Source organism: Kosakonia sp. H02, assembly GCA_030704225.1.
Lineage (GTDB): Bacteria > Pseudomonadota > Gammaproteobacteria > Enterobacterales > Enterobacteriaceae > Kosakonia.
This window is the reverse complement of sequence record CP131915.1, coordinates 4,081,919-4,102,486: the sequence shown is the minus strand read 5'-3', so window position 1 is coordinate 4,102,486 and position 20,568 is coordinate 4,081,919. Positions and strand designations below refer to the sequence as shown.

Here is a 20,568-nt window from a genome sequence, read left to right as displayed (position 1 = left end):
CCCTTATGCCACACGTCGAGATGACGTTGCAGGGAATAAACAGGTTTATGGTGATATTCGTACCTGCACACGATATGCAGGCTCTGTCTCCGTCTGGCTCACGGTTCCTAAGCGATACACGAGCGCCCTGATAAATCTCGCTGTAATGACATAACCCTGATGATGTCGCGCCGCTCCGCTTGATGCTGTATCACCAATCGGGCATTAGGCTTGTTATGCCTAAAATCAGGGAGAATGGGGCAAGGCTGGAGAGATCCAGCCTTGGCGGTCATCTCACTTTCTTGAAAATGAGCAGAATCAACACGGTAGAAACAACGTAACCGAAGAGCGAAACATCAATCAGTCTGTCGTAATACTGATCAAATTCAGCAACCACAGCATTACAGGCTTCAGTCGTGATCGTCTTTTCGTTGAGTATGTCTGTGTATTTTCTCGTTATCCCATAATCTAAAACAATGACCAAAATGGATGCTATGTAAATGAAAGAAATCGTGATTATGCTTCCCCATCGGATGATAAATTTTGTTCTACTCGTCAAGGTCATATGAACCACCCAAGAAGCCACCAACCGTACCGCCAGAATAACCAGAAGCTGAACCTAATTTTGAGGCTCCCGCTGCAAGGTTTTTCTCCATAGCGTTTTCTTCACCAGCAGTGTAATTGTCTATGTTTGGATACTGTTCTTTGAATTCGTTGGTAACTTCAGTTACTTGCATCGAACTTAGGCTACTGCTTTTGCGAATAAGATAATTTTGTAGAGACAAAGGCACTGCAAAATCTTCCTCGCTTTCAATCGGTAATTGCGTTGTAGTCGATGTGTAGCTTGTTTCGAAAATGTTTGAGCCTGATTTACGAATTACCTGAACAGTATGCGTTGTACAGTTGCTACCAGTCAGATCATAGACGTCAATTACTCTCCCCCTGCGTTTGGTTCTTTCACCCATTTTCTCTGTAGGGATTGGCTTTGCTCCTGAGTTCCAAAGGTTTTCAAACAATGAGCGTGTCTCAGCTATGGATGCATCATCAATCTTGAATACCCGAGCATTAACTTTATAAAGTTCTTCACGGTAGTAGCTACGAGCATCCTCTCCGGTAAAGAAGTTAAGTATTCCATCGCCTGTAAAGTTAGCTGGACCTCTTCGACCAAAGCGTCCGTAGGTGTAAACATAAATTGAGTTGTTTTCATGCACTGAAACGAAAGCGTGTCCTGCATCGGTGATTTCTGTCCAGATGTAAACGCCGTTCAATAGCTGGTTATCTTCTGGCTTGCAGGTGTCAGCAAAGCTGTTTTGCTTCTTCGCTACTTGGGCGTGCTGCACTGGCTCTACTGGCGCTATAGTCCAAGAAGGGGTATTAACTTCAACGGTGCCGGGCGCGATGAGAAAATTAGTGCCCTGTGGACAACCGCAGTGGTTAATTTCCGCTGACAACCCCTAATTTCAAAAAAGTTTTCGTTCGCTTAATTTTCGGCCGCGATGCCCGTTAAACAGCCGATTTGCTCTTTAACTGAGCGATTTCACGGGCGAAATGCGCTACCTGCTGCCAGTCGGTGTAGACAACTTCCTGGCTGGGGTTCGTTTCTCCCCCGGTCATCTTCATGATGAGTTGAATCATCAAGCGGTCATACCAGCGATAGCGCGGGTAGCGCAGCGCGCCGGCGAACACCGCGCACTGATCGGGTTGCCATGGCGACGAAAGCAGAAACTTGCGCGTATAACTGTTGGTTTGCGGGGTACTCTTCTCTGGCTTGCGCGCCACCAGATTGACGGAATAGAAGGCGCTCGGCAGGGCGTTCAGCTTTTGCAGATGTTTTTTCACAAAACTCGCCAGCGCCGGGTGGAAATGCCCGTAGCGAATAGATGCACCGATCACCACCCGATCATATTTTTCCCAGTCAATATCTGGCGTGCGGTTCAGATTCACCACATCGGCATACACTCCCATCTCGTTAAGCTCGGAAGCCAGATAAGAGGCGATTTCCCGCGTTTGCCCATCCCGGGTAGAAAATAGAATCAATGTTTTCACGTAACGCTCCCTTACTCGCGCCAGAAAGTGGGGGTAAACAACACCAGTAGGGTGAAGACCTCCAGACGACCAAACAGCATATTGGCGATGAGAACCCACTTCGCAACCGGATTCATGCTCGCGAAGTTGTCCGCCACAACGCCCAGCCCTGGCCCCAGGTTATTGAGCGTAGCCACGACCGAGGCGAAAGCCGAAAAATCATCCACGCCGGTGGCGATAATCGCCAGCATGCTGACAATAAACACTAGCGCATAGGCAGAGAAGAAACCCCACACCGCTTCGAGGATACGTTCCGGCAGCGCGCGATGGCCCAGCTTGATGCTATATACCGCGTTCGGGTGCACCAGGCGTTTCAACTCGCGGTTCCCCTGTTTGAACAGCAGCAAAATACGGATCACTTTCAGGCCACCACCGGTCGACCCGGCACAACCGCCAATAAAAGCTGAACAGAGCAAAAGCACCGGCAAAAAGAGCGGCCAGCGGGCAATGCTATCGGTGGTGAACCCGGCAGTGGTTGCCATCGACACCACCTGAAAGAAGGCCTGGTTTAGGGTCGTCAACGCCGAGTTGTAAACATCGTGGAACCAGAGCACTACGGTGCAGATCACCACCAGCGTCAGTTGCACGCCGATAAACATACGAAACTCAGGATCGCGCCAGTACACTTTCAGGCTGCGCCCGCTCAGCAAAGAGAAGTGCAGACCGTAGTTACAACCGGAGATCAGTAAGAAAATAGCAATAATGGTGTTGATGGTCGGGCTGTCAAAATAGCCCACACTGGCATCATGGGTCGAGAAGCCGCCGATGGCGATAGTCGAGAAACTGTGACCAATGGCATCAAAAGCCGGCATCCCGGCGAACCACAGCGCCAGCGCGCAGGCCACCGTTAGCAAAACATAGATAAGCCACAGCGTTTTTGCCGTTTCCGCGATACGCGGGCGCATCTTGTTATCTTTCAGCGGACCCGGCATCTCCGCGCGATAAAGCTGCATACCACCGACGCCGAGAATCGGCAGGATAGCAACGGCCAGCACGATGATCCCCATCCCGCCGAACCACTGCAACATCTGGCGATAGAAAAGGATAGCGTGCGGCAGCGAATCCAGACCCACCAGCGTGGTGGCGCCTGTCGTCGTCAAGCCGGAAAAGGATTCAAAAAAGGCGTCCGTTACTGTCAGGTTGGGGCTTTCGGAAAAGATAAACGGCAGCGCACCCACGCTTCCCAGCACTGTCCAGAACAGCACCACAATTAAAAAGCCTTCGCGGGATTTCAGCTCCCCTTTTTCACGACGGTTTGGCCACCACAATACAGAGCCAATCACCAGCGCAGCGAGGAAGGTCTGGGTAAATGCACGCCCCGCGCCATCACGGTAAATAAGGGCTACCAGTCCAGGTAAGATCATCGTTCCGGAAAAGAGGATGACCAGCAGTCCAACGATTCGGGTTATGGCGCGAAAATGCATCTCTGCCGCTTCCTTAGGTGTTCAGAAAATCAGGTGGGGATTATTCTTCAGTTTTTAACAATTGCAATGCGCCACGGCTAAAATCTGCCAGTCTTGCCGAAAATGCATCCAGTTTGCTGTGAGGAAGCGCCACGCGTAACTGCACGGCTGCCTGATAGTCGCTTGTGACAATCTTCCCCTCAAATTGCCCAAGTAAGGCTTCGACACCGGCAAGCTGTGCATAATCGCAACACAAAGTATATTCGGTTAATGGCATTTTGCGGGTTGTGGTAAGCCGCGTTAACGCCTGCTGCACACCACCGCCATAGGCTTTAACCAGCCCGCCGGTTCCAAGGAGCACGCCGCCATAATAACGCACCACTACCGCCGTGATTTCGCCAACGCCGCTGCCCATCAACTGAGCGAGGATCGGTTTGCCCGCCGTACCTGCGGGTTCGCCATCGTCAGAAAAGCCCAACTGCTGCGAATCATCCGGCGGCCCGGCAACCCATGCCACGCAGTGATGGCGCGCATCCGGATGTTCCGCCCGTACAGAATCAACAAACGCTTTTGCTGCGTCCACGCCATCCGTATGGGCCAGTAACGTAATAAAACGGCTCTTTTTGATCTCCTCGCTAAAGGTGACCGGAGCCGCCGGAATTAACCAACTTTCCATTACGCCAGCTTCAGATCCCGCGTCATGTTCTCAGTGCCATGTTCATGAATGACGACGTTATCTTCAATACGAATCCCGCCAAACGGTTTCAGCGCCTCGATTTTCTGCCAGTTAAAGTGTTTGCCGAGCGGGCCGTCGCGCCACGGTGCCAGCAACGATTCGATAAAATAAATGCCCGGCTCAATGGTCACTACCATGCGCGGCTGCATCACACGCGTGCAGCGCAAGTACGGGTATTTCGACGGAGCCGCCAGATGCGTACCGGTGTCGTCCTGCATAAAGCCTGCGACATCATGCACCTGCAAACCGAGCGGGTGACCAATACCGTGCGGCATAAATGGCCCGGTGATGTCCTGCTCCACCATCGCCTCTTCGCTGATATCGGTGATGATTTGGTGGCGACGCAGCAGTTTGGCGATGCGCTGATGGAATTGAATATGGTACTCGACGTAGTTCACGCCCGCTTTCATGGTGGCAATCAGCGCTAACTGCTCTTCATTCACATCTTTCACTAACTGCGCGTAATCGGTGTCGCTGTTCGCCGCCCAGGTGCGCGTCAGATCGGCGGCATAACCGTTATATTCCGCACCGGCATCCAGCAGGAAGCTGCGCATTTCGGCAGGGGCGCGGTGATCGAGCCTGGTGTAATGCAGCACGGCGGCATGTTCGTTGAGCGCCACAATATTGCCATACGGCACATCCGTATCGCGGTGGCCGGTGGCGGTCAGATACGCCAGGTTGATATCGAACTCGCTCATGCCGGACTGGAAAGCCTCATGCGCCGCGCGATGACCAATAACGGCAGTCTTCTGCGCTTCACGCATACAGGCCAGTTCATAATCGGTTTTATAGGCGCGGTAGTAATGCAGGTAATCGATAACACCTTTCGGGTTGATGTTGCTGGCGGCGATATCAAGGCCCAGCGCACGTTCCGCGACCGGCCCAATATAGGCAATATTGCCGCGCGCGGCGGGCAACTGGCTGCCGATGCCATCGGCTTTCGGCAGCGCAATCACTTCCACCTCTTCGGTCCAGAAGGAGGTCGGAAGCGGTTCGACGTTGTGCCAGTAATCGACTGGCAGGTAGAACCACAGCTTCGGTTTATTCACGCCATCGACCAGCAACCAACAGTTCGGGACTTGCGTCACCGGTACCCAGGCTTTGAATTGCGGGTTCACTTTAAACGGATAGGGATGGTCATCAAGAAAGACATTAAACAGCTCACCAGAGTGAATAAGTAACGCGTCGAGCTTAAAACGCGCCAGCACATCGCGGGTGCGTTCTTGCAACGTAACAATATGATTTTTATAAAGTGCTGCCAGCGAGTCCATCATTTTTCCTTCTGTTTTTTGCGACCTCAAGTTTTCGCATCTTAGCACACCTGCCAATAACTGAGTGATTTCCGCCGAGCGTGATCGGCGCTGCAATTTTTTAATGTGTCATTTGCATTTTATTAACATAAAAACCACACTCCGCTTCATCTGGTACGACCAGATCACTGCTGGATTCAGGAGACTGACATGCTTTACAAAGGCAATAACCTGTACCTCGACTGGCTGGAAGATGGCATAGCCGAACTGGTGTTCGATGCGCCTGGCTCAGTTAACAAGCTTGATACCGCTACGGTCGCCAGCCTCGGCGAGGCGCTGGGCGTGCTGGAAAAGCAAACAGATTTAAAAGGGCTGCTGCTGCGCTCAGAAAAAGCGGCCTTTATCGTCGGTGCCGATATCACCGAATTCCTTTCCCTCTTCCTGGTGCCGGAAGAACAACTGAGCCAGTGGCTGCATTTCGCCAATAGCGTGTTTAACCGTCTGGAAGATTTACCGGTGCCGACCCTTTCCGCCGTTAACGGTTATGCCCTCGGCGGCGGGTGTGAATGTGTGCTGGCTACAGATTACCGCCTGGCGACACCGGATCTGCGCATTGGCCTGCCGGAAACAAAACTCGGCATCATGCCGGGTTTTGGCGGTTCGGTGCGTATGCCGCGCCTGCTCGGGGCGGACAGCGCGCTGGAAATTATCGCCGCCGGAAAAGACGTTGATGCCGATCAGGCGCTGAAAATAGGTTTGATCGATGGCATCGTGAAGCCGGAAAAACTGCGCGAAGGCGCACTCGCCGTTCTGCGCCAGGCGATTAATGGCGATCTCGACTGGAAAGCGAAGCGCCAGCCGAAGCTGGAGCCATTGAAGCTCAGCAAAATTGAAGCCGCCATGAGTTTTACCATCGCTAAAGGCATGGTGATGCAAACCGCCGGTAAACATTACCCGGCACCGATCACGGCAGTGAAAACCATCGAAGCCGCCGCGAAGTTTGGCCGCGATGAGGCGCTGAAGCTGGAAAATCAGAGCTTTGTCCCGCTGGCGCATACCAATGAAGCCCGCGCACTGGTTGGGATCTTCCTCAATGACCAGTACGTAAAAGGTAAGGCGAAGAAACTCACCAAAGATAGTGAAACGCCGAAACAAGCTGCGGTGCTCGGCGCGGGCATTATGGGCGGCGGCATTGCCTACCAGTCTGCCTGGAAGGGCGTGCCGGTACTCATGAAGGATATTAATGAGAAGTCACTCAGCCTTGGCATCAATGAAGCGAGCAAGTTGCTGAATAAACAGCTTGAGCGCGGCAAGATCGATGGCCTGAAACTGGCGAGCGTGATTGCGACCATTCAACCGACGCTGGAATATGCCGGTTTTGATCGCGTCGATGTTGTCGTCGAAGCGGTGGTCGAAAACCCGAAAGTGAAAAAAGCGGTGCTGGCAGAAACGGAAGCGAAAGTTCGCCCGGATACCGTGCTGGCATCGAACACCTCGACTATTCCTATCAGCGAACTCGCCAGCGTGCTGAAGCGCCCGGAAAACTTCTGCGGTATGCACTTCTTTAACCCGGTGCACCGGATGCCGCTGGTTGAAGTGATCCGCGGTGAGAAAACCTCAGACCAGACCATCGCCAAAGTGGTGGCCTGGGCGAGCAAAATGGGCAAAACGCCGATTGTGGTCAATGACTGCCCCGGTTTCTTTGTTAACCGCGTCCTGTTCCCCTATTTTGCCGGGTTCAGCCAGTTGCTGCGCGACGGCGCGGACTTTCGCAAAATCGACAAAGTGATGGAGAAGCAGTTTGGCTGGCCGATGGGCCCGGCCTATCTGCTCGATGTTGTCGGCATCGATACCGCGCACCACGCCCAGGCGGTGATGGCAGCCGGTTTCCCGCAGCGTATGCAGAAAGATTATCGTGATGCGATCGACGCGCTGTTCGACGCTAATCGTTTTGGGCAGAAAAACGGCCTCGGTTTCTGGCGCTATAAAGAAGACAGCAAAGGCAAACCGAAGAAAGAGGAAGACAGCGCCGTCGATGGCCTGTTAAGCGAAGTCAGCCAGGGCAAACATGATTTCTCTGACGACGAGATTATCGCCCGCATGATGATCCCGATGGTCAATGAAGTGGTGCGCTGCCTGGAAGAAGGCATTATCGCCAGCCCTGCCGAAGCAGATATGGCGCTGGTCTATGGCCTGGGCTTCCCGCCGTTCCACGGCGGCGCGTTCCGCTGGCTGGACACCATCGGCAGCGCGAAATACCTCGATATGGCGCAGCAGTACCAGCACCTTGGGCCGCTGTATGAAGTCCCGGCCGGGTTACGTGAAAAGGCGCAACACAACGAGCCTTACTATCCTGCGGTTGAACCTGCGCGCCCGGTGGGCGATTTAAAAACGGCTTAAGGAGTCACAATGGAACAGGTTGTCATTGTCGATGCAGTGCGTACCCCGATGGGCCGTTCAAAAGGCGGCGCCTTTCGCCATGTACGTGCAGAAGATCTCTCCGCCCATTTGATGCGTAGCCTGCTGGCGCGTAACCCGGCGCTGGAAGCGAGCGCCATCGACGACATTTATTGGGGCTGCGTGCAGCAAACGCTGGAGCAGGGTTTCAATATCGCCCGTAACGCCGCGCTGCTGGCGGAGATCCCGCACTCTGTACCGGCGGTGACCGTTAACCGCTTGTGCGGTTCGTCGATGCAAGCGTTACACGACGCGGCACGCATGATCATGACTGGCGATGCGCAGGTCTGCCTGGTGGGCGGCGTGGAGCATATGGGCCATGTGCCAATGAGCCACGGTGTTGATTTCCACCCAGGCATGAGCCGTAACGTCGCCAAAGCGGCGGGAATGATGGGGCTGACCGCCGAAATGCTGTCGCGCATGCACGGTATCAGCCGTGAAATGCAGGATGCTTTCGCCGCCCGCTCTCATGCCCGCGCCTGGGCTGCCACACAGTCGGGCGCATTTAAAAACGAAATCATTCCAACGGGTGGCCACGACGCCGATGGCGTGTTGAAACAGTTTAACTATGACGAAGTGATCCGCCCGGAAACCACGGTAGAAGCGTTGTCAGCGCTGCGTCCGGCGTTTGATCCGGTGAGCGGCACCGTCACCGCCGGGACGTCGTCGGCGCTGTCGGATGGCGCGTCGGCAATGCTGATAATGAGCGCCAGCCGCGCCCGCGAGCTGGGTTTAACGCCGCGCGCGCGCATTCGTTCGATGGCCGTGGTTGGCTGCGATCCGTCGATCATGGGCTATGGCCCGGTTCCGGCGTCGCAACTGGCGCTGAAAAAGGCCGGTCTGACCGCCAGCGATATCGATCTGTTTGAGATGAATGAAGCGTTTGCCGCGCAGATCCTGCCATGCATTAAGGATCTGGGGCTGATGGAGCAGATTGACGAGAAGATCAACCTCAACGGCGGCGCGATCGCCCTTGGTCACCCGCTGGGCTGCTCCGGTACGCGTATCAGCACCACGCTGCTGAATCTGATGGAGCGCAACGATGCGCAGCTAGGTCTGGCGACCATGTGTATCGGTTTAGGTCAGGGGATCGCCACGGTGTTTGAGCGCGTTTAACGCTTTAAACGTAACCGTAGGCAGGATAAGGCGCTTGCGCCGCCATCCGGCATGTTTGCCGGGGGCGCTTCGCTTGCCCGGCCTACGAAATGCGAAGAGAGAGGATTTAGTTGCCGTTCTTCCCGCCTGTCAGGGGCGGGCTTTTTATTGCTTAGATAAACGCAAACGCATCGCCAAACAGGCGGTCTTCACGCGCGCCGCGCTCATTGCAGAACAGGTCACGGGCGATTTTCGCCATCTCAAAACGGCCAGCAATGTAGATGTCATGCTCGGCAAGGGAACCGAAATCCTGCAACACCGCTGCCAGCACAGTGCCTGAGCGACCACGCCAGTCGGCTTCCGGCTGTTCGACTACCGGCACCACCCGCAAATTTGGGTGATCAACTGACAACGCTTCCAGCTCGGCCAAATCATAAAGATGCTTCTCTTCACGACCCCCCCAATAAATAGTGATGTCGCGGTTCGGGTTTTTCGCAAGGGATGTTAGCAGGATCGAGCGCGCATAAGAGAAACCGGTCCCGCCCGCAATCAGCATCATTGGACGTTCTTCGTCTTCGCGCAGCCAGGCATCGCCATGGGGAATATCAATCACGATTTCTCTGTCTTTCAGAATGCGATCCATCACCGCCATCGCGTAAAGATTCAGTTCAGATGCGCCGATGTGCAACTCAATAAAGTCATGCTGGTCCGGCGTGGAGGCCATTGAGAAGGGGCGCTTATCTCGCTCATCCATCACCACCATCAAGTACTGGCCAGCGCGAAAAGAAAAAGCCGCCTCCGGCACTAAACGGACACGATATACGGTATCAGTGATGGCATCTACCGAGGTCACTTTACAGCTTAAGGTTGTCATGCGCTCTCTCTGTCGGGTCTATTTTTCGGTATCCAGTATGGCCAGTTCATCCCAAATAGCGTCGATTCTCGCCGTTACATCGGGATCCTTCTTGATTGGTCGTCCCCATTCACGCTGGGTTTCGCCAGGCCATTTATTGGTGGCATCCAGTCCCATTTTTGAACCCAGCCCGGAAACTGGCGAGGCAAAATCCAGATAATCGATCGGCGTATTTTCCACCAGAACCGTGTCCCTGGCGGGATCCATCCGGGTGGTAATCGCCCAAATCACATCATTCCAGTCGCGGGCGTTAACATCGTCATCGCACACGATCACAAATTTGGTGTACATAAACTGGCGCAGGAAAGACCAGACGCCCATCATCACGCGTTTGGCGTGGCCTGCGTACTGCTTCTTAATGGTGACCACCGCCAGGCGGTAAGAACAGCCTTCCGGCGGCAGATAAAAATCAACGATTTCCGGGAACTGCTTTTGCAGGATCGGCACGAACACTTCGTTCAACGCCACGCCCAGCACCGCGGGTTCATCCGGCGGCCGCCCGGTATACGTGGAGTGATAAATCGCATCTTCGCGCTGGGTAATATGGGTAACGGTAAACACCGGGAAATTATCGATTTCATTGTAATAACCGGTGTGATCGCCGTACGGCCCTTCCGGCGCCATCTCGCCGGGTTCAAGATAACCTTCCAGCACAATTTCGGCGCTGGCGGGCACTTCCAGATCGTTCGACACGCACTTCACGACTTCGGTTTTGGTCCCGCGTAAAAGCCCGGCAAATGCGTATTCAGAAAGCGTGTCCGGCACCGGCGTGACCGCGCCAAGAATGGTCGCCGGATCGGCTCCCAGCGCCACGGCAACGGGAAAACGTTCACCAGGGTGAGCGGCTTGCCACTCCTGAAAATCAAGTGCACCGCCACGATGAGAGAGCCAGCGCATAATCAGTTTGTTTTTGCCAATCAATTGCTGACGGTAAATCCCCAGATTCTGCCGCTCTTTATGCGGCCCGCGTGTTACCGTCAGCCCCCAGGTAATCAGCGGCGCGGCATCTTCCGGCCAGCACTGCATAATCGGGATTGTCGTCAGATCGACATCATCACCCTGCACTACTTTCTGCTGGCAAGGTGCGCCGCGCAGCCGTTTGGTTGGCATATTCAGTACTTGCTTAAACTGCGGCAGTTTATCGAAGAGATCGCGGAAACCTTTTGGCGGCTCTGGCTCTTTCAGGAACGCCAGCAGTTTACCCACTTCCCGCAGAGCGCTGACGTCGTCCTGGCCCATGCCTAACGCAACACGACGCGGCGTGCCAAACAAGTTACACAGCACCGGCATCGCATACCCTTTCGGATTCTCAAACAACAGCGCCGGGCCACCCGCACGCAGCGTGCGATCGGCGATTTCCGTCATTTCCAGGTGAGGATCAACCGGAAGAGCGATGCGTTTCAGCTCGCCTTGTTGTTCGAGTAGTGTCAGAAAGTCGCGAAGATCGTTGTATTTCATGCGGTGTATTATCGCCTCCAGATAAGCGCTTTATTATACGGTGTTCGTCCTGAGGTTGCTGTATTTTTGTTAAATCTGCGTGAAATACAACGACGTTGGTAAGTGAGCGTTATAATCAACTTAGCCATCATGCGGTGGTTTTGGTATTCTTGCGCCCGAACTTACGGAAAAGAGTCATTATGCAATCCTGGTATCTACTCTACTGCAAACGAGGCCAACTTCAGCGTGCCCAGGAACATCTGGAGCGCCAGTCAGTCGCCTGCCTGACGCCGATGATCGCCCTGGAAAAAATCGTTCGCGGTAAACGAACAACGGTGAGGGAGCCGCTCTTCCCGAACTATCTGTTTGTGGAATTCGATCCCGAGGTCATTCATACCACTACGATTAACGCGACGCGCGGCGTCAGCCACTTCGTGCGTTTTGGCATGCATCCGGCAAGTGTCCCTTACGCCGTTATCCAACAGCTCGAAGCCTGGCAACCGGAAGGCATCACCGATCCGCAAACACCCTACCCCGGCGATGACGTGGTCATTACGGAAGGGGCGCTTGAAGGATTGCAGGCCATCTTTAAAGAGCCGGATGGCGAAGCGCGTTCAATGCTTCTGCTACATCTGCTTAATAAACAGGTGCTGCAAAGCGTTAAAAATACCGATTTCCGCAAAGCCTGACGCCGGCTTAAAAATCAATGCCAAAAAGCTGCTGCACATTCTGGTCCGTCACCGTGCCCAGCCAGTAAGGTTCTTCACCGCGCAGCCCGGCAACAGTGGCGAGAATATGGCCAAGCCAGGCGGGTTCATTACGCCGGGATTCAGGTTTTGGGTTGAGATCGCGCGGTAATAAGTACGGCGCGTCGGTTTCAATCAATAAGCGCTCAGCGGGGATCAACGGTACCACTTCACGCAGTTCCTGCCCGCGACGCTCATCGCAAACCCAACCGGTCACCCCAAGATAAAGCCCACGCTCGATGCACTCTCTTGCTTCCTGCGCCGGCCCGGTAAAACAGTGCAATACCGCGCCGGGCAGTTTATCCAGCCACGGATCCAGCAGCGCCAGGAAACGCTCATGCGCATCACGGCAGTGCAGAAAAACCGGCATATTCAATTCCGCAGCCAGCGCCAGCTGCGCGCTGAACGCGACTTCCTGCGCCTGTGGCGTGGAGAAATTACGGTTGAAATCCAGCCCGCATTCGCCGATCGCCACAACATTTGGCATCGCCGCTAACGCACGAATGGCCTGCGCGGTTTCCTCCGTCCAGCTACTGCTGTCATGAGGATGTACCCCGGCGGTAGACCAACTGTCTGAATAGCGTTGCGTCAGTTGCTGCGCCTGTCGGCTTTCATGCAGGTTGGTGCCGGTTATCAACATCCCCGTCACGCCTGCCGCCTGGGCTCGTGCAACGATTTCATCGCGGTCTTTAGCGAACTGGGAACTGGTTAAATTCACGCCAATATCAAACATGCTTTTCCCCATACAACAACCGCCCTGTCGGGCGGCTGAATATTACTCTTCGCTGGTCTCTGTTTCGTTCTCGTCGTCCGGGACGCGGTGTTTACCTACATAGAAGCGGGCGAAAAATATCCCGACCTCAAACAGGCAGTACATTGGGATCGCCAGCAGCGTCTGAGAGAAAATATCCGGCGGCGTTAGCAGCATGCCGACGACAAACGCGCCAACTAATACGTACGGGCGTTTTTGCCGCAGATCGGCAGGCGTCGTGACGCCCATCCAGCACAGCAAAACGATGGCGACCGGCACTTCGAACGACACGCCAAAAGCCATAAACAACGCCATCACGAAGTTGAGATAACTGGCGATATCCGTGGAAACCTGCACGCCTTCCGGCGCTGTGTGCGTCAGAAAACCAAACGCCAGCGGGAAGACCACGAAATAGGCGAATGCCATGCCGATGTAAAACAGCAGCGAACTGGAAACCAGCAGCGGCACCACCAGGCGGCGCTCGTGCTTATACAGTGCCGGGGCGACAAAGGCCCACACCTGGTACAGAACTACCGGGGCGGAGAGGATCAACGACACCATAAAGGTCAGCTTGATCGGTGTGAAAAACGGCGATGCCACATCGGTGGCGATCATCGTCGCGCCCAGCGGCATCTGTTTAATCAGCGGCGCGGAGACCAGTTGGTAAATATCATTCGCGAAGTAGACCAGCGCGAGGAAAATCACCATCACCGCGATAATGCAGTTCAGCAGACGCTTACGCAGCTCGATAAGATGTGCGATCAGCGGTTGAGTATCGTCTACAGCCATGTTCAGGATTTATCACTTGCAGAAGGTGTGGAGTCGGAAACCGGCGCGGCCTCTTTTACTGCTGGGTTCACTACCGGCGCTTTTTTCTCAGCCACGACGTCGGGAACCTGATCGGGGGAACTCGCCTGATGTTCAGCCGCGGTAGGCGTGACGCCTTCGTGCTGCGCTTCGCTATCTTTCACCACCGGATTATGGATGGTATGTGCTTCGTCACTCGCTTTTTCTGCATCGTTGGCGCTGTATGAGCGCTTCATCGATTCCGCCGCGTGACGCAATTCGTCCATTGACTCTTTTAACTCTGGCGACAGGTTATCCAGGCTCGCTTTCTCAACCTTTTTCAGGCTGTCCTGAAATTCCTGTAGCTTAAGTTCCTGCGTCAATTCGTTTTGCACGGTGGTTGCCAGCGAGCGCAACGCGCGAACCCAGCCAGCAACCGTACGCACAGCCACGGGCAAGCGTTGCGGCCCGAGCACTACGAGGCCTATCACAAAAACGAGTAACAGTTCGCCAAAACCTATATCGAACACGAATTACACCTGCTCTTTGTCGTGACGTTTTTCGTCTTTTTTAGCATCGTCGGGGCTACGGCTATCAGAGAGCGTTTTCGCGGTAAAATCTGCATCTTCTGCTTCTGCCGATTTATCCTGACTCTCTTTTTTATCATCGTCGCTCATGGCTTTTTTAAAGCCTTTGATCGATGCACCTAAATCGGATCCAATTGAACCGAGTTTTTTTGTACCGAACAGCAGCACGACGATAACCGCAATAATCACCAACTGCCAAATACTGATACCACCCATAGAGATTCCCCTGAAAGAGATAAGGTTTAAAAACAGGCCCCAGTATACACGTTATCCCTCAGGCTGCATGTGTCGACCCGGCATTGCGCAAGCGACATTCGCTCAACGCGTCTTGCGCCAGCCCAGCAGCCATACGGCAAGACCACCCACCATCAGCCATAAGGGATTATTGCCCAACTCTGGTCGGCTAATCAGCAATAGCGTGCCGCTTAACAGCAGTGTTGCGCCAATACCAAACAGATAACGAGACTGCCCCTGCCGGACACGGTTGACTTCTAACTCATGGGCGATTTTATCAACGCTTTGCTGCAAATGTTTTCCTTGCTGCAATCCGTTGAAGATCAGTTCAGGTACGTCCGGCATTTTTTCAATCCAGAACGGGCCTTTCTCTTTGATAGCCCTGACCAGCGCAGGAATGCCGACTTGATCTTTGATCCATGTTTCAAGGAAAGGTTTCGCCGTTTTCCATAAATCGAGCTGCGGATAAAGCTGGCGACCAACGCCTTCAATGTAGAGCAGTGTTTTTTGCAGCAGCACCAGTTGCGGCTGCACTTCCATATTGAAGCGACGCGCCGTATTGAACAGGTTAAGCAGAACATGGCCGAAGGAGATTTCCGCCAGAGGCTTTTCAAAGATAGGCTCGCAGACCGTGCGGATGGCAAATTCGAACTCTTCAACGTTGGTGTCTGGCGGTACCCAGCCAGAATCCACATGCAGTTCCGCCACTTTGCGGTAGTCGCGGTTAAAGAAGGCGATAAAGTTTTCCGCCAGATAGCGTTTATCTTCTTTGTTCAACGAGCCAACAATGCCGCAGTCAATCCCGATGTATTGCGGATCTTCCGGGTGATCGTAGCTGACAAAGATATTGCCCGGGTGCATGTCGGCATGAAAGAAGCTGTCGCGAAAGACCTGGGTGAAAAACACCTGCACGCCGCGCTCCGCCAGCAGCTTGAGGTTGGTGCCGTTCTTCTCCAGCGCCGGAACATCGGAAACCGGAATGCCGTAGATGCGCTCCATCACCATCATGTCCTGGCTGCAATAGTCAGAATAAACTTCCGGGACGTAGAGCATTGGGCTGTTTTCAAAATTGCGACGCAGCTGGATAGCGTTTGCTGATTCGCGCAGCAAATCGAGTTCATCGATCAGCGTCTTTTCATATTCATGCACTACTTCACGCGGGCGCAGACGGCGACCATCCGGCAACAGGCGCGGAACCCAGCCAGCCAGACGATAAATAAGGCGCAAATCCGCTTTGATGATCGGCAAAATGTCCGGGCGGATCACTTTGATCACCACTTCTTTGCCGTTCTCTTTCAGCCGCGCGGTATGTACCTGCGCAATGGACGCAGAAGCCAACGGTGTGATGTCAAAATCGTCAAACCAGGTTTCAACCGGTTGATCGCCCATCGCTTTTTCAATCTGTTTTTTGGCCAGATGACCATCAAAAGGCGCAACGCGATCCTGCAACATAGCCAGTTGATCGGCGATAAGCGGGGGGAATAAATCACGACGGGTTGACAGCATTTGCCCGAATTTAATCCATACCGGACCCAGCTCCTGCAACGCAAGCCGCAGACGTTCACCAAGCTGCTTCTCTTTATGCCGGTTGGGCATCCAGAACAGCGTCCTGCGCCAGAGTCGCAGCGGCAGGGTGATACGCATTTTAGGAATGAGCTCATCAAGCCCGTAACTCAAAAAAGTCTGGATGATGAAATAGAGCCGCCGTAGTTCTCCAGGCGTCATTTGCCCTCCAGTTTATCCAGGCGTTTGGCTAAGGCATCCGCAGCACGTTCCACGGCTGCCGTCTCCTCTGCGAACCAGGCAACTTCCAGCGCGCCAGGTGCGAGACGCCACTCTTCCGTTATAACTTCAGAAACATAGCGTTGCTGGCGCTGAAAGCCGTGACGAAAAAGGCGTGCGCCGCCGCGCAGGAACTTGCTAATGCCTTCAGCGGCGATGTCACCGGTCCACGGCGCGAGCACTTCTGCGGGGTCGAATTCAGCCAGATCCATCAACGAGACCAGGTTTTGCACCACCTGAATATCCCCCTGCACTTCCAGCTCGCCACTGCGAATTAGCGCAGTGAGCTGCTGGCGGTCGCGCAGTTTCGGCAACACCCGCAGTTGCGTGATGACGGAACAGTCGGCTTCGCCTTCCCATTCCCCCAGCACATCAACTTGCCGTTCGCTGAACACCAGCACAAACGGTGAAGCGAACTCTTGCAGGACAACACGCAAAACTTTGCCATGCAGACGCTGACGCGCCGGTTTCAGCGCACCTTCGCGGTATAAAAACGTATTCAGCACGCGTTCGATTCCCGCGGCCACCATCGGCTTAAAGGGCATACGCACTCCTGTCAGAACTTATAGCCACGGTGCAGAGCAACGATACCGGCAGTCAGATTGTAGTAGTCAACGTTTTCGAAACCTGCGTCCTGCATCATGGCTTTCAGGGTGTCCTGATCGGGATGCATACGGATGGATTCAGCAAGATAGCGATAGCTTTCCGCATCGTTTGCAACCATCTGGCCAATACGCGGCAGGACATGGAAAGAGTATGCGTCGTAGGCTTTGCTCAGCGGCTCGATAACCGGTTTGGAAAACTCCAGCACCAGCAGTCGACCGCCCGGTTTCAACACGCGAAACATAGAGCGCAGCGCTTTCTCTTTGTCGGTGACGTTACGCAAACCAAAAGAGATGGTGATGCAGTCGAAAGTGTTATCCGGGAAAGGCAGCGCTTCGGCATTTGCCTGAACATATTCAACATTGCCAATCACGCCGAGATTGCGCAGTTTTTCGCGCCCCATTTTCAGCATTGAATCGTTGATATCGGCCAGCACAACCTGACCAGTTTCCCCGACCAGGCGGGAAAACTTAGCGGTGAGATCGCCTGTACCGCCAGCCAGATCGAGGACTTTTTGCCCACGACGAACACCGCTGCAATCGATGGTGAACCGCTTCCATAAACGGTGAATACCCATCGACATTAAGTCGTTCATGACATCGTATTTTGACGCAACCGAATGGAAAACATGCGCCACCATATCGGCTTTATTTTCCTTGGCGACGGTCTGAAAACCAAAGTGTGTCGTATCTTTTGAATCTTCCGCCATCTTAGTGCCTGCTATTGAAGAATTTGTTGATGAAGTGTATCAGATTGGACGCGTTTGCCCTACGTTTCAACCACCCGACGAGGCCTTCGCCGCAGGTTCATCGCCCGGCAGTGCGGTGTCTAATGCGTTGTCTTCATTATGATCGTTAAACGCATCTTGTCCTGCCCGCAGACGAAATTCTTCGTCCTGCGCCTGCGCTTCTGCGGCTAATTCCGGATTAATCTCGCGTTTGATCTCGACGCCAAGCCCGCGGAATGCTTCAGTCTGCGCCAGCAAGTTACCGCGCCCGGAACTGAGTTTTTTCATCGCCTGGCGGTAATTATCCTGCGCTTTATCAAGCCCCTGCCCAATGGCTGTCATGTCGTCGACAAACAGGCGCATCTTGTCATACAGGCGACTCGCCCGCTCCGCAATTTGCTGGGCGTTGCGGCTCTGGTGCTCGTAGCGCCACAGGTTGGCAATGGTGCGTAGCGCCACCAGTAACGTGGTCGGGCTGACCAGCATAATGTTATTTTTCAGAGCTTCGGTGATCAGTTCTGGCTGTTTGTCGAGGGCGATTAAGAAAGCCGGTTCGACCGGAATAAACATCAGTACATAATCCAGGCTACGCAGACCGGGCAACTGCTGGTAATCCTTCCTGCCCAGCAAGCGTATATGGTTGCGCACAGAGGCGACGTGCTCTTGTACCGCGCTTTCGCGGGTGAACTCATCGTCGGCATTGAAGTAACGCTCATAGGCCACCAGCGTCATTTTGGCATCAATCACCACGTCTTTGCCCTGCGGAAGACGCACGATAACGTCCGGCTGCATGCGGGCGCGGCTCTCATTTTCTATGCTGACCTGGGTTTTGTATTCATAGCCTTCGCGCAGGCCAGAGGCTTCAAGCACGCGGGTGAGAACCACTTCGCCCCAGTTACCCTGGGTTTTGTTATCGCCTTTCAGCGCGCGGGTGAGGTTAATGGCTTCTTGCGCCATTTGGGCGTTCAATTGCTGCAAGTTGCGGATTTCATGGGCCAGCGTGTGGCGTTCACGCGCTTCCTGGCCAAAGCTCTCCTGCACCTGGCGGCGAAAACCGTCGAGTTGCTCGCGCAGTGGCATTAACAAGCCATTAAGGCTTTGGCGATTCTGTTCATCAACGCGGCGATTGCTCTGCTCAAAAATACGGTTGGCAAGGTTTTCAAACTGCTCACTCAGACGCTGCTCGCTGCTGTGCATCTGACGCAATTTTTCTTCGGCATGAAGCTGAGTGGATTCCAGCCGGGTGGTGACTTCGCGCAGATCCGCTTCCAGTGAACTGTTGATATGTTGCAGGCTGCGCAGCTCGTTATTGAGCAGTTCGCACTCCTCGCGCCAGTGTTCGTTCTGGCTGATTTGCTGGCGTGCGGCACTCAACTCACTAAAGACGTCGCGCTGCTCAGCGAGCAATTCCGCCTGCTGTTGCGCCCCGCGCCAGCTTGCGGCCAGCCAGCCGACCAGTAATCCTGCCAGCGCAACCGCTGCCAAGACGATGATTGAAGTCTCCATCCCGCTCCCTCTTCATAACGCATACCAGTCGGGATTGTGCTGTATAAACGTCCAGTTTGAAAGGGGATTTTCTGCGAAGAAGTACGCAGAACGAGAAGCTTAAGGCTATGAATAGCCTCTGGCGACATACTCGGTCAGTTGGCCATTAATCTTGCGCTCTTCGACAAGGCCTTCCCGCACCAGCGCACGCAAATCATTACGCGCTGTATTATCCGAGACCCCAAGGCTTTCACAAACCCGCGCGGCAGTAATCGCCATACCGGGCTGAGCAAGCATGATATTGAATAGCGTCACCTGACGCTGACTCAAGCGCGATATTGCACCGGAGGCGAAAAGACGCTGATCCATCTCCACACGCCGTCTAATAAGTGATTCAATATATTTGTAAAAATGATTTATCGCCCGGCTGATAATGTCGGCCTGATAATCCAGAAAGTAGGTCAAATCCATGTTGTCGGTTTCGGTGTGCTGATAACTGTGCGCATATTTCACTGGCGCGGCATAAAGCAAGCGGCTGATCGAGATATAGCGGAACACGTCGTAACCCGATTTCAGCATGTACCAGTAAAATAGTGCGCGGCTGGTGCGACCATTCCCATCACGAAACGGGTGCTCATGGGCAATCATAAAATGCAGGCTACATGCGCGGATAAGCGGGTGAACATACACATCGCGGTTGTTAACCCAGTGGCACACTTTTTCCAGACGCATAGCAATCTGCGAGGCTGCGGGAGGCTGATGCACGATATTGCCATCGTAATCGGCAATAACAATGTCATCCGTGATGCGATAGTCCCCCGGCGTATATTTTGCATCATCAATACCCGCCATGCCGACAGCATGAAAATGGCGAATCAGAGCGGGGGTTAACGGCTCCGCTAAATGTGCAGAAATCTCAGCCATCAAACGGGCATTCCCCACAATCATTTGTTCGCTTTCAGTGCGTGGCTTACGTCCGGTTGCCAGCATGTTGCGCGCAATGAGCGTGGTGGTATTTGCCCCTTCCAGTTGGCTACTTGTGATCGCCTCGTCAAACTGGAGTTGGCTAAGCGCCACGCCGATACCTTGTAAACGTTCATGTTGCTGATTTAGCGCTTGCGCTGTGGTGTATTTATCTACTTGTTCACAGAGCGCATCGATTCTGCTGGTTTTATTGAAGCCGGCCTGTTGTCCCTGTTCATTGGCATAGTCAATAAATTGCATGGCAGAACTGCGCGCCCGCCGGGTAAAACTCCATGCCAGGACGGGATCCGCTCCTTTAACCCGAAACTGGAACTCATCCCAGGGCAAATACCGTCCTTTATCATCAAGCACGCGCGCCCAGGCATGGTATTTCTCCATTTGCTCACCGCTGATAGCGGCAAGAGGCGTTAAAGCAGGTGGCCGTTTGATACCCATCGCATACTATCTCAATTTTATTTGATTTTGAGATAGTATGAACTTCACATAAACAGAGTCAATAAAAGCCAGAATAAAAAACGGCTCCCGGAT

General features: G+C 53.9%; 19 protein-coding genes. 3 read left to right on the top strand and 16 right to left on the bottom strand.

Annotated elements, in window-relative coordinates; translation table 11 throughout:
* Positions 1-527 precede the first annotated feature (527 nt).
* The 5 genes from Q5705_19235 to pepQ all read right to left on the bottom strand — a co-directional run bounded on the left by Q5705_19235 (position 528) and on the right by pepQ (position 5,474).
* The gene (locus Q5705_19235; GenBank protein ID WLI76675.1) at positions 528-1,319 is read right to left on the bottom strand and encodes a PAAR domain-containing protein; all 792 of its coding nucleotides are present in this window, start codon (positions 1,317-1,319) and stop codon (positions 528-530) included.
* 163 nt (positions 1,320-1,482) lie between these two features.
* Positions 1,483-2,025 carry a menaquinone-dependent protoporphyrinogen IX dehydrogenase gene (gene hemG, locus Q5705_19230; protein ID WLI76674.1) on the bottom strand — a complete coding sequence of 181 codons (543 nt, stop codon included), beginning with the start codon at positions 2,023-2,025 and terminating at the stop codon, positions 1,483-1,485.
* 11 nt (positions 2,026-2,036) lie between these two features.
* Positions 2,037-3,488, bottom strand: a complete 1,452-nt coding sequence (gene trkH, locus Q5705_19225; GenBank protein ID WLI76673.1) for a Trk system potassium transporter TrkH — start codon at positions 3,486-3,488, stop codon at positions 2,037-2,039.
* A 40-nt stretch (positions 3,489-3,528) separates the two neighbouring features.
* On the bottom strand, positions 3,529-4,143 hold the full coding sequence (locus Q5705_19220; protein ID WLI76672.1) for an IMPACT family protein: 615 nt from the start codon (positions 4,141-4,143) through the stop codon (positions 3,529-3,531).
* Positions 4,143-5,474, bottom strand: a complete 1,332-nt coding sequence (pepQ, locus tag Q5705_19215; GenBank protein ID WLI79067.1) for a Xaa-Pro dipeptidase — start codon at positions 5,472-5,474, stop codon at positions 4,143-4,145. The genes Q5705_19220 and pepQ overlap by 1 nt, the downstream gene beginning before the upstream one ends.
* A gap of 189 nt (positions 5,475-5,663) precedes the next feature.
* Between pepQ and fadB the strand changes: the two genes are divergently transcribed.
* On the top strand, positions 5,664-7,853 hold the full coding sequence (gene fadB / locus Q5705_19210; protein ID WLI76671.1) for a fatty acid oxidation complex subunit alpha FadB: 2,190 nt from the start codon (positions 5,664-5,666) through the stop codon (positions 7,851-7,853).
* A 9-nt stretch (positions 7,854-7,862) separates the two neighbouring features.
* Positions 7,863-9,026 carry an acetyl-CoA C-acyltransferase FadA gene (fadA, locus tag Q5705_19205; protein ID WLI76670.1) on the top strand — a complete coding sequence of 388 codons (1,164 nt, stop codon included), beginning with the start codon at positions 7,863-7,865 and terminating at the stop codon, positions 9,024-9,026.
* Between the two features lie 151 nt (positions 9,027-9,177).
* Here the strand turns inward: fadA and fre are convergent, their stop codons facing one another.
* Both fre and ubiD read right to left on the bottom strand, forming a co-directional pair.
* A complete protein-coding gene (gene fre / locus Q5705_19200; protein WLI76669.1) occupies positions 9,178-9,879 on the bottom strand; it encodes an NAD(P)H-flavin reductase in 702 nt (233 codons plus the stop codon).
* Positions 9,880-9,897: 18 nt separating this feature from the next.
* On the bottom strand, positions 9,898-11,385 hold the full coding sequence (gene ubiD, locus Q5705_19195; GenBank protein ID WLI79066.1) for a 4-hydroxy-3-polyprenylbenzoate decarboxylase: 1,488 nt from the start codon (positions 11,383-11,385) through the stop codon (positions 9,898-9,900).
* Between the two features lie 170 nt (positions 11,386-11,555).
* Between ubiD and rfaH the strand changes: the two genes are divergently transcribed.
* Entirely contained in the window at positions 11,556-12,044 is a 489-nt protein-coding gene (gene rfaH / locus Q5705_19190) for a transcription/translation regulatory transformer protein RfaH (GenBank protein WLI76668.1), read from the top strand.
* Positions 12,045-12,051: 7 nt separating this feature from the next.
* Here rfaH and tatD read toward each other — a convergent pair whose 3' ends face one another.
* From tatD to Q5705_19145, 9 genes are all read right to left on the bottom strand, one after another.
* Positions 12,052-12,834 carry a 3'-5' ssDNA/RNA exonuclease TatD gene (gene tatD, locus Q5705_19185; GenBank protein ID WLI76667.1) on the bottom strand — a complete coding sequence of 261 codons (783 nt, stop codon included), beginning with the start codon at positions 12,832-12,834 and terminating at the stop codon, positions 12,052-12,054.
* 42 nt (positions 12,835-12,876) lie between these two features.
* Complete coding sequence (gene tatC, locus Q5705_19180; protein WLI76666.1) at positions 12,877-13,641, bottom strand: Sec-independent protein translocase subunit TatC; 765 nt, start codon at positions 13,639-13,641, stop codon at positions 12,877-12,879.
* Between the two features lie 2 nt (positions 13,642-13,643).
* Positions 13,644-14,168 (bottom strand): Sec-independent protein translocase protein TatB, encoded by a 525-nt coding sequence (gene tatB, locus Q5705_19175; protein ID WLI76665.1) that lies wholly within the window; start codon positions 14,166-14,168, stop codon positions 13,644-13,646.
* A 3-nt stretch (positions 14,169-14,171) separates the two neighbouring features.
* A complete protein-coding gene (gene tatA / locus Q5705_19170; GenBank protein WLI76664.1) occupies positions 14,172-14,441 on the bottom strand; it encodes a Sec-independent protein translocase subunit TatA in 270 nt (89 codons plus the stop codon).
* Positions 14,442-14,543: 102 nt separating this feature from the next.
* Complete coding sequence (gene ubiB / locus Q5705_19165) at positions 14,544-16,184, bottom strand: ubiquinone biosynthesis regulatory protein kinase UbiB (GenBank protein WLI76663.1); 1,641 nt, start codon at positions 16,182-16,184, stop codon at positions 14,544-14,546.
* Positions 16,181-16,786 (bottom strand): SCP2 domain-containing protein, encoded by a 606-nt coding sequence (locus tag Q5705_19160; protein WLI76662.1) that lies wholly within the window; start codon positions 16,784-16,786, stop codon positions 16,181-16,183. The genes ubiB and Q5705_19160 overlap by 4 nt, the downstream gene beginning before the upstream one ends.
* A gap of 11 nt (positions 16,787-16,797) precedes the next feature.
* Positions 16,798-17,553, bottom strand: coding sequence for a bifunctional demethylmenaquinone methyltransferase/2-methoxy-6-polyprenyl-1,4-benzoquinol methylase UbiE (gene ubiE / locus Q5705_19155; GenBank protein ID WLI76661.1), 756 nt, complete (start codon positions 17,551-17,553; stop codon positions 16,798-16,800).
* A 66-nt stretch (positions 17,554-17,619) separates the two neighbouring features.
* Entirely contained in the window at positions 17,620-19,077 is a 1,458-nt protein-coding gene (rmuC, locus tag Q5705_19150; GenBank protein ID WLI76660.1) for a DNA recombination protein RmuC, read from the bottom strand.
* Between the two features lie 105 nt (positions 19,078-19,182).
* Positions 19,183-20,475 carry a Fic family protein gene (locus Q5705_19145; GenBank protein ID WLI76659.1) on the bottom strand — a complete coding sequence of 431 codons (1,293 nt, stop codon included), beginning with the start codon at positions 20,473-20,475 and terminating at the stop codon, positions 19,183-19,185.
* Positions 20,476-20,568 lie beyond the last annotated feature (93 nt).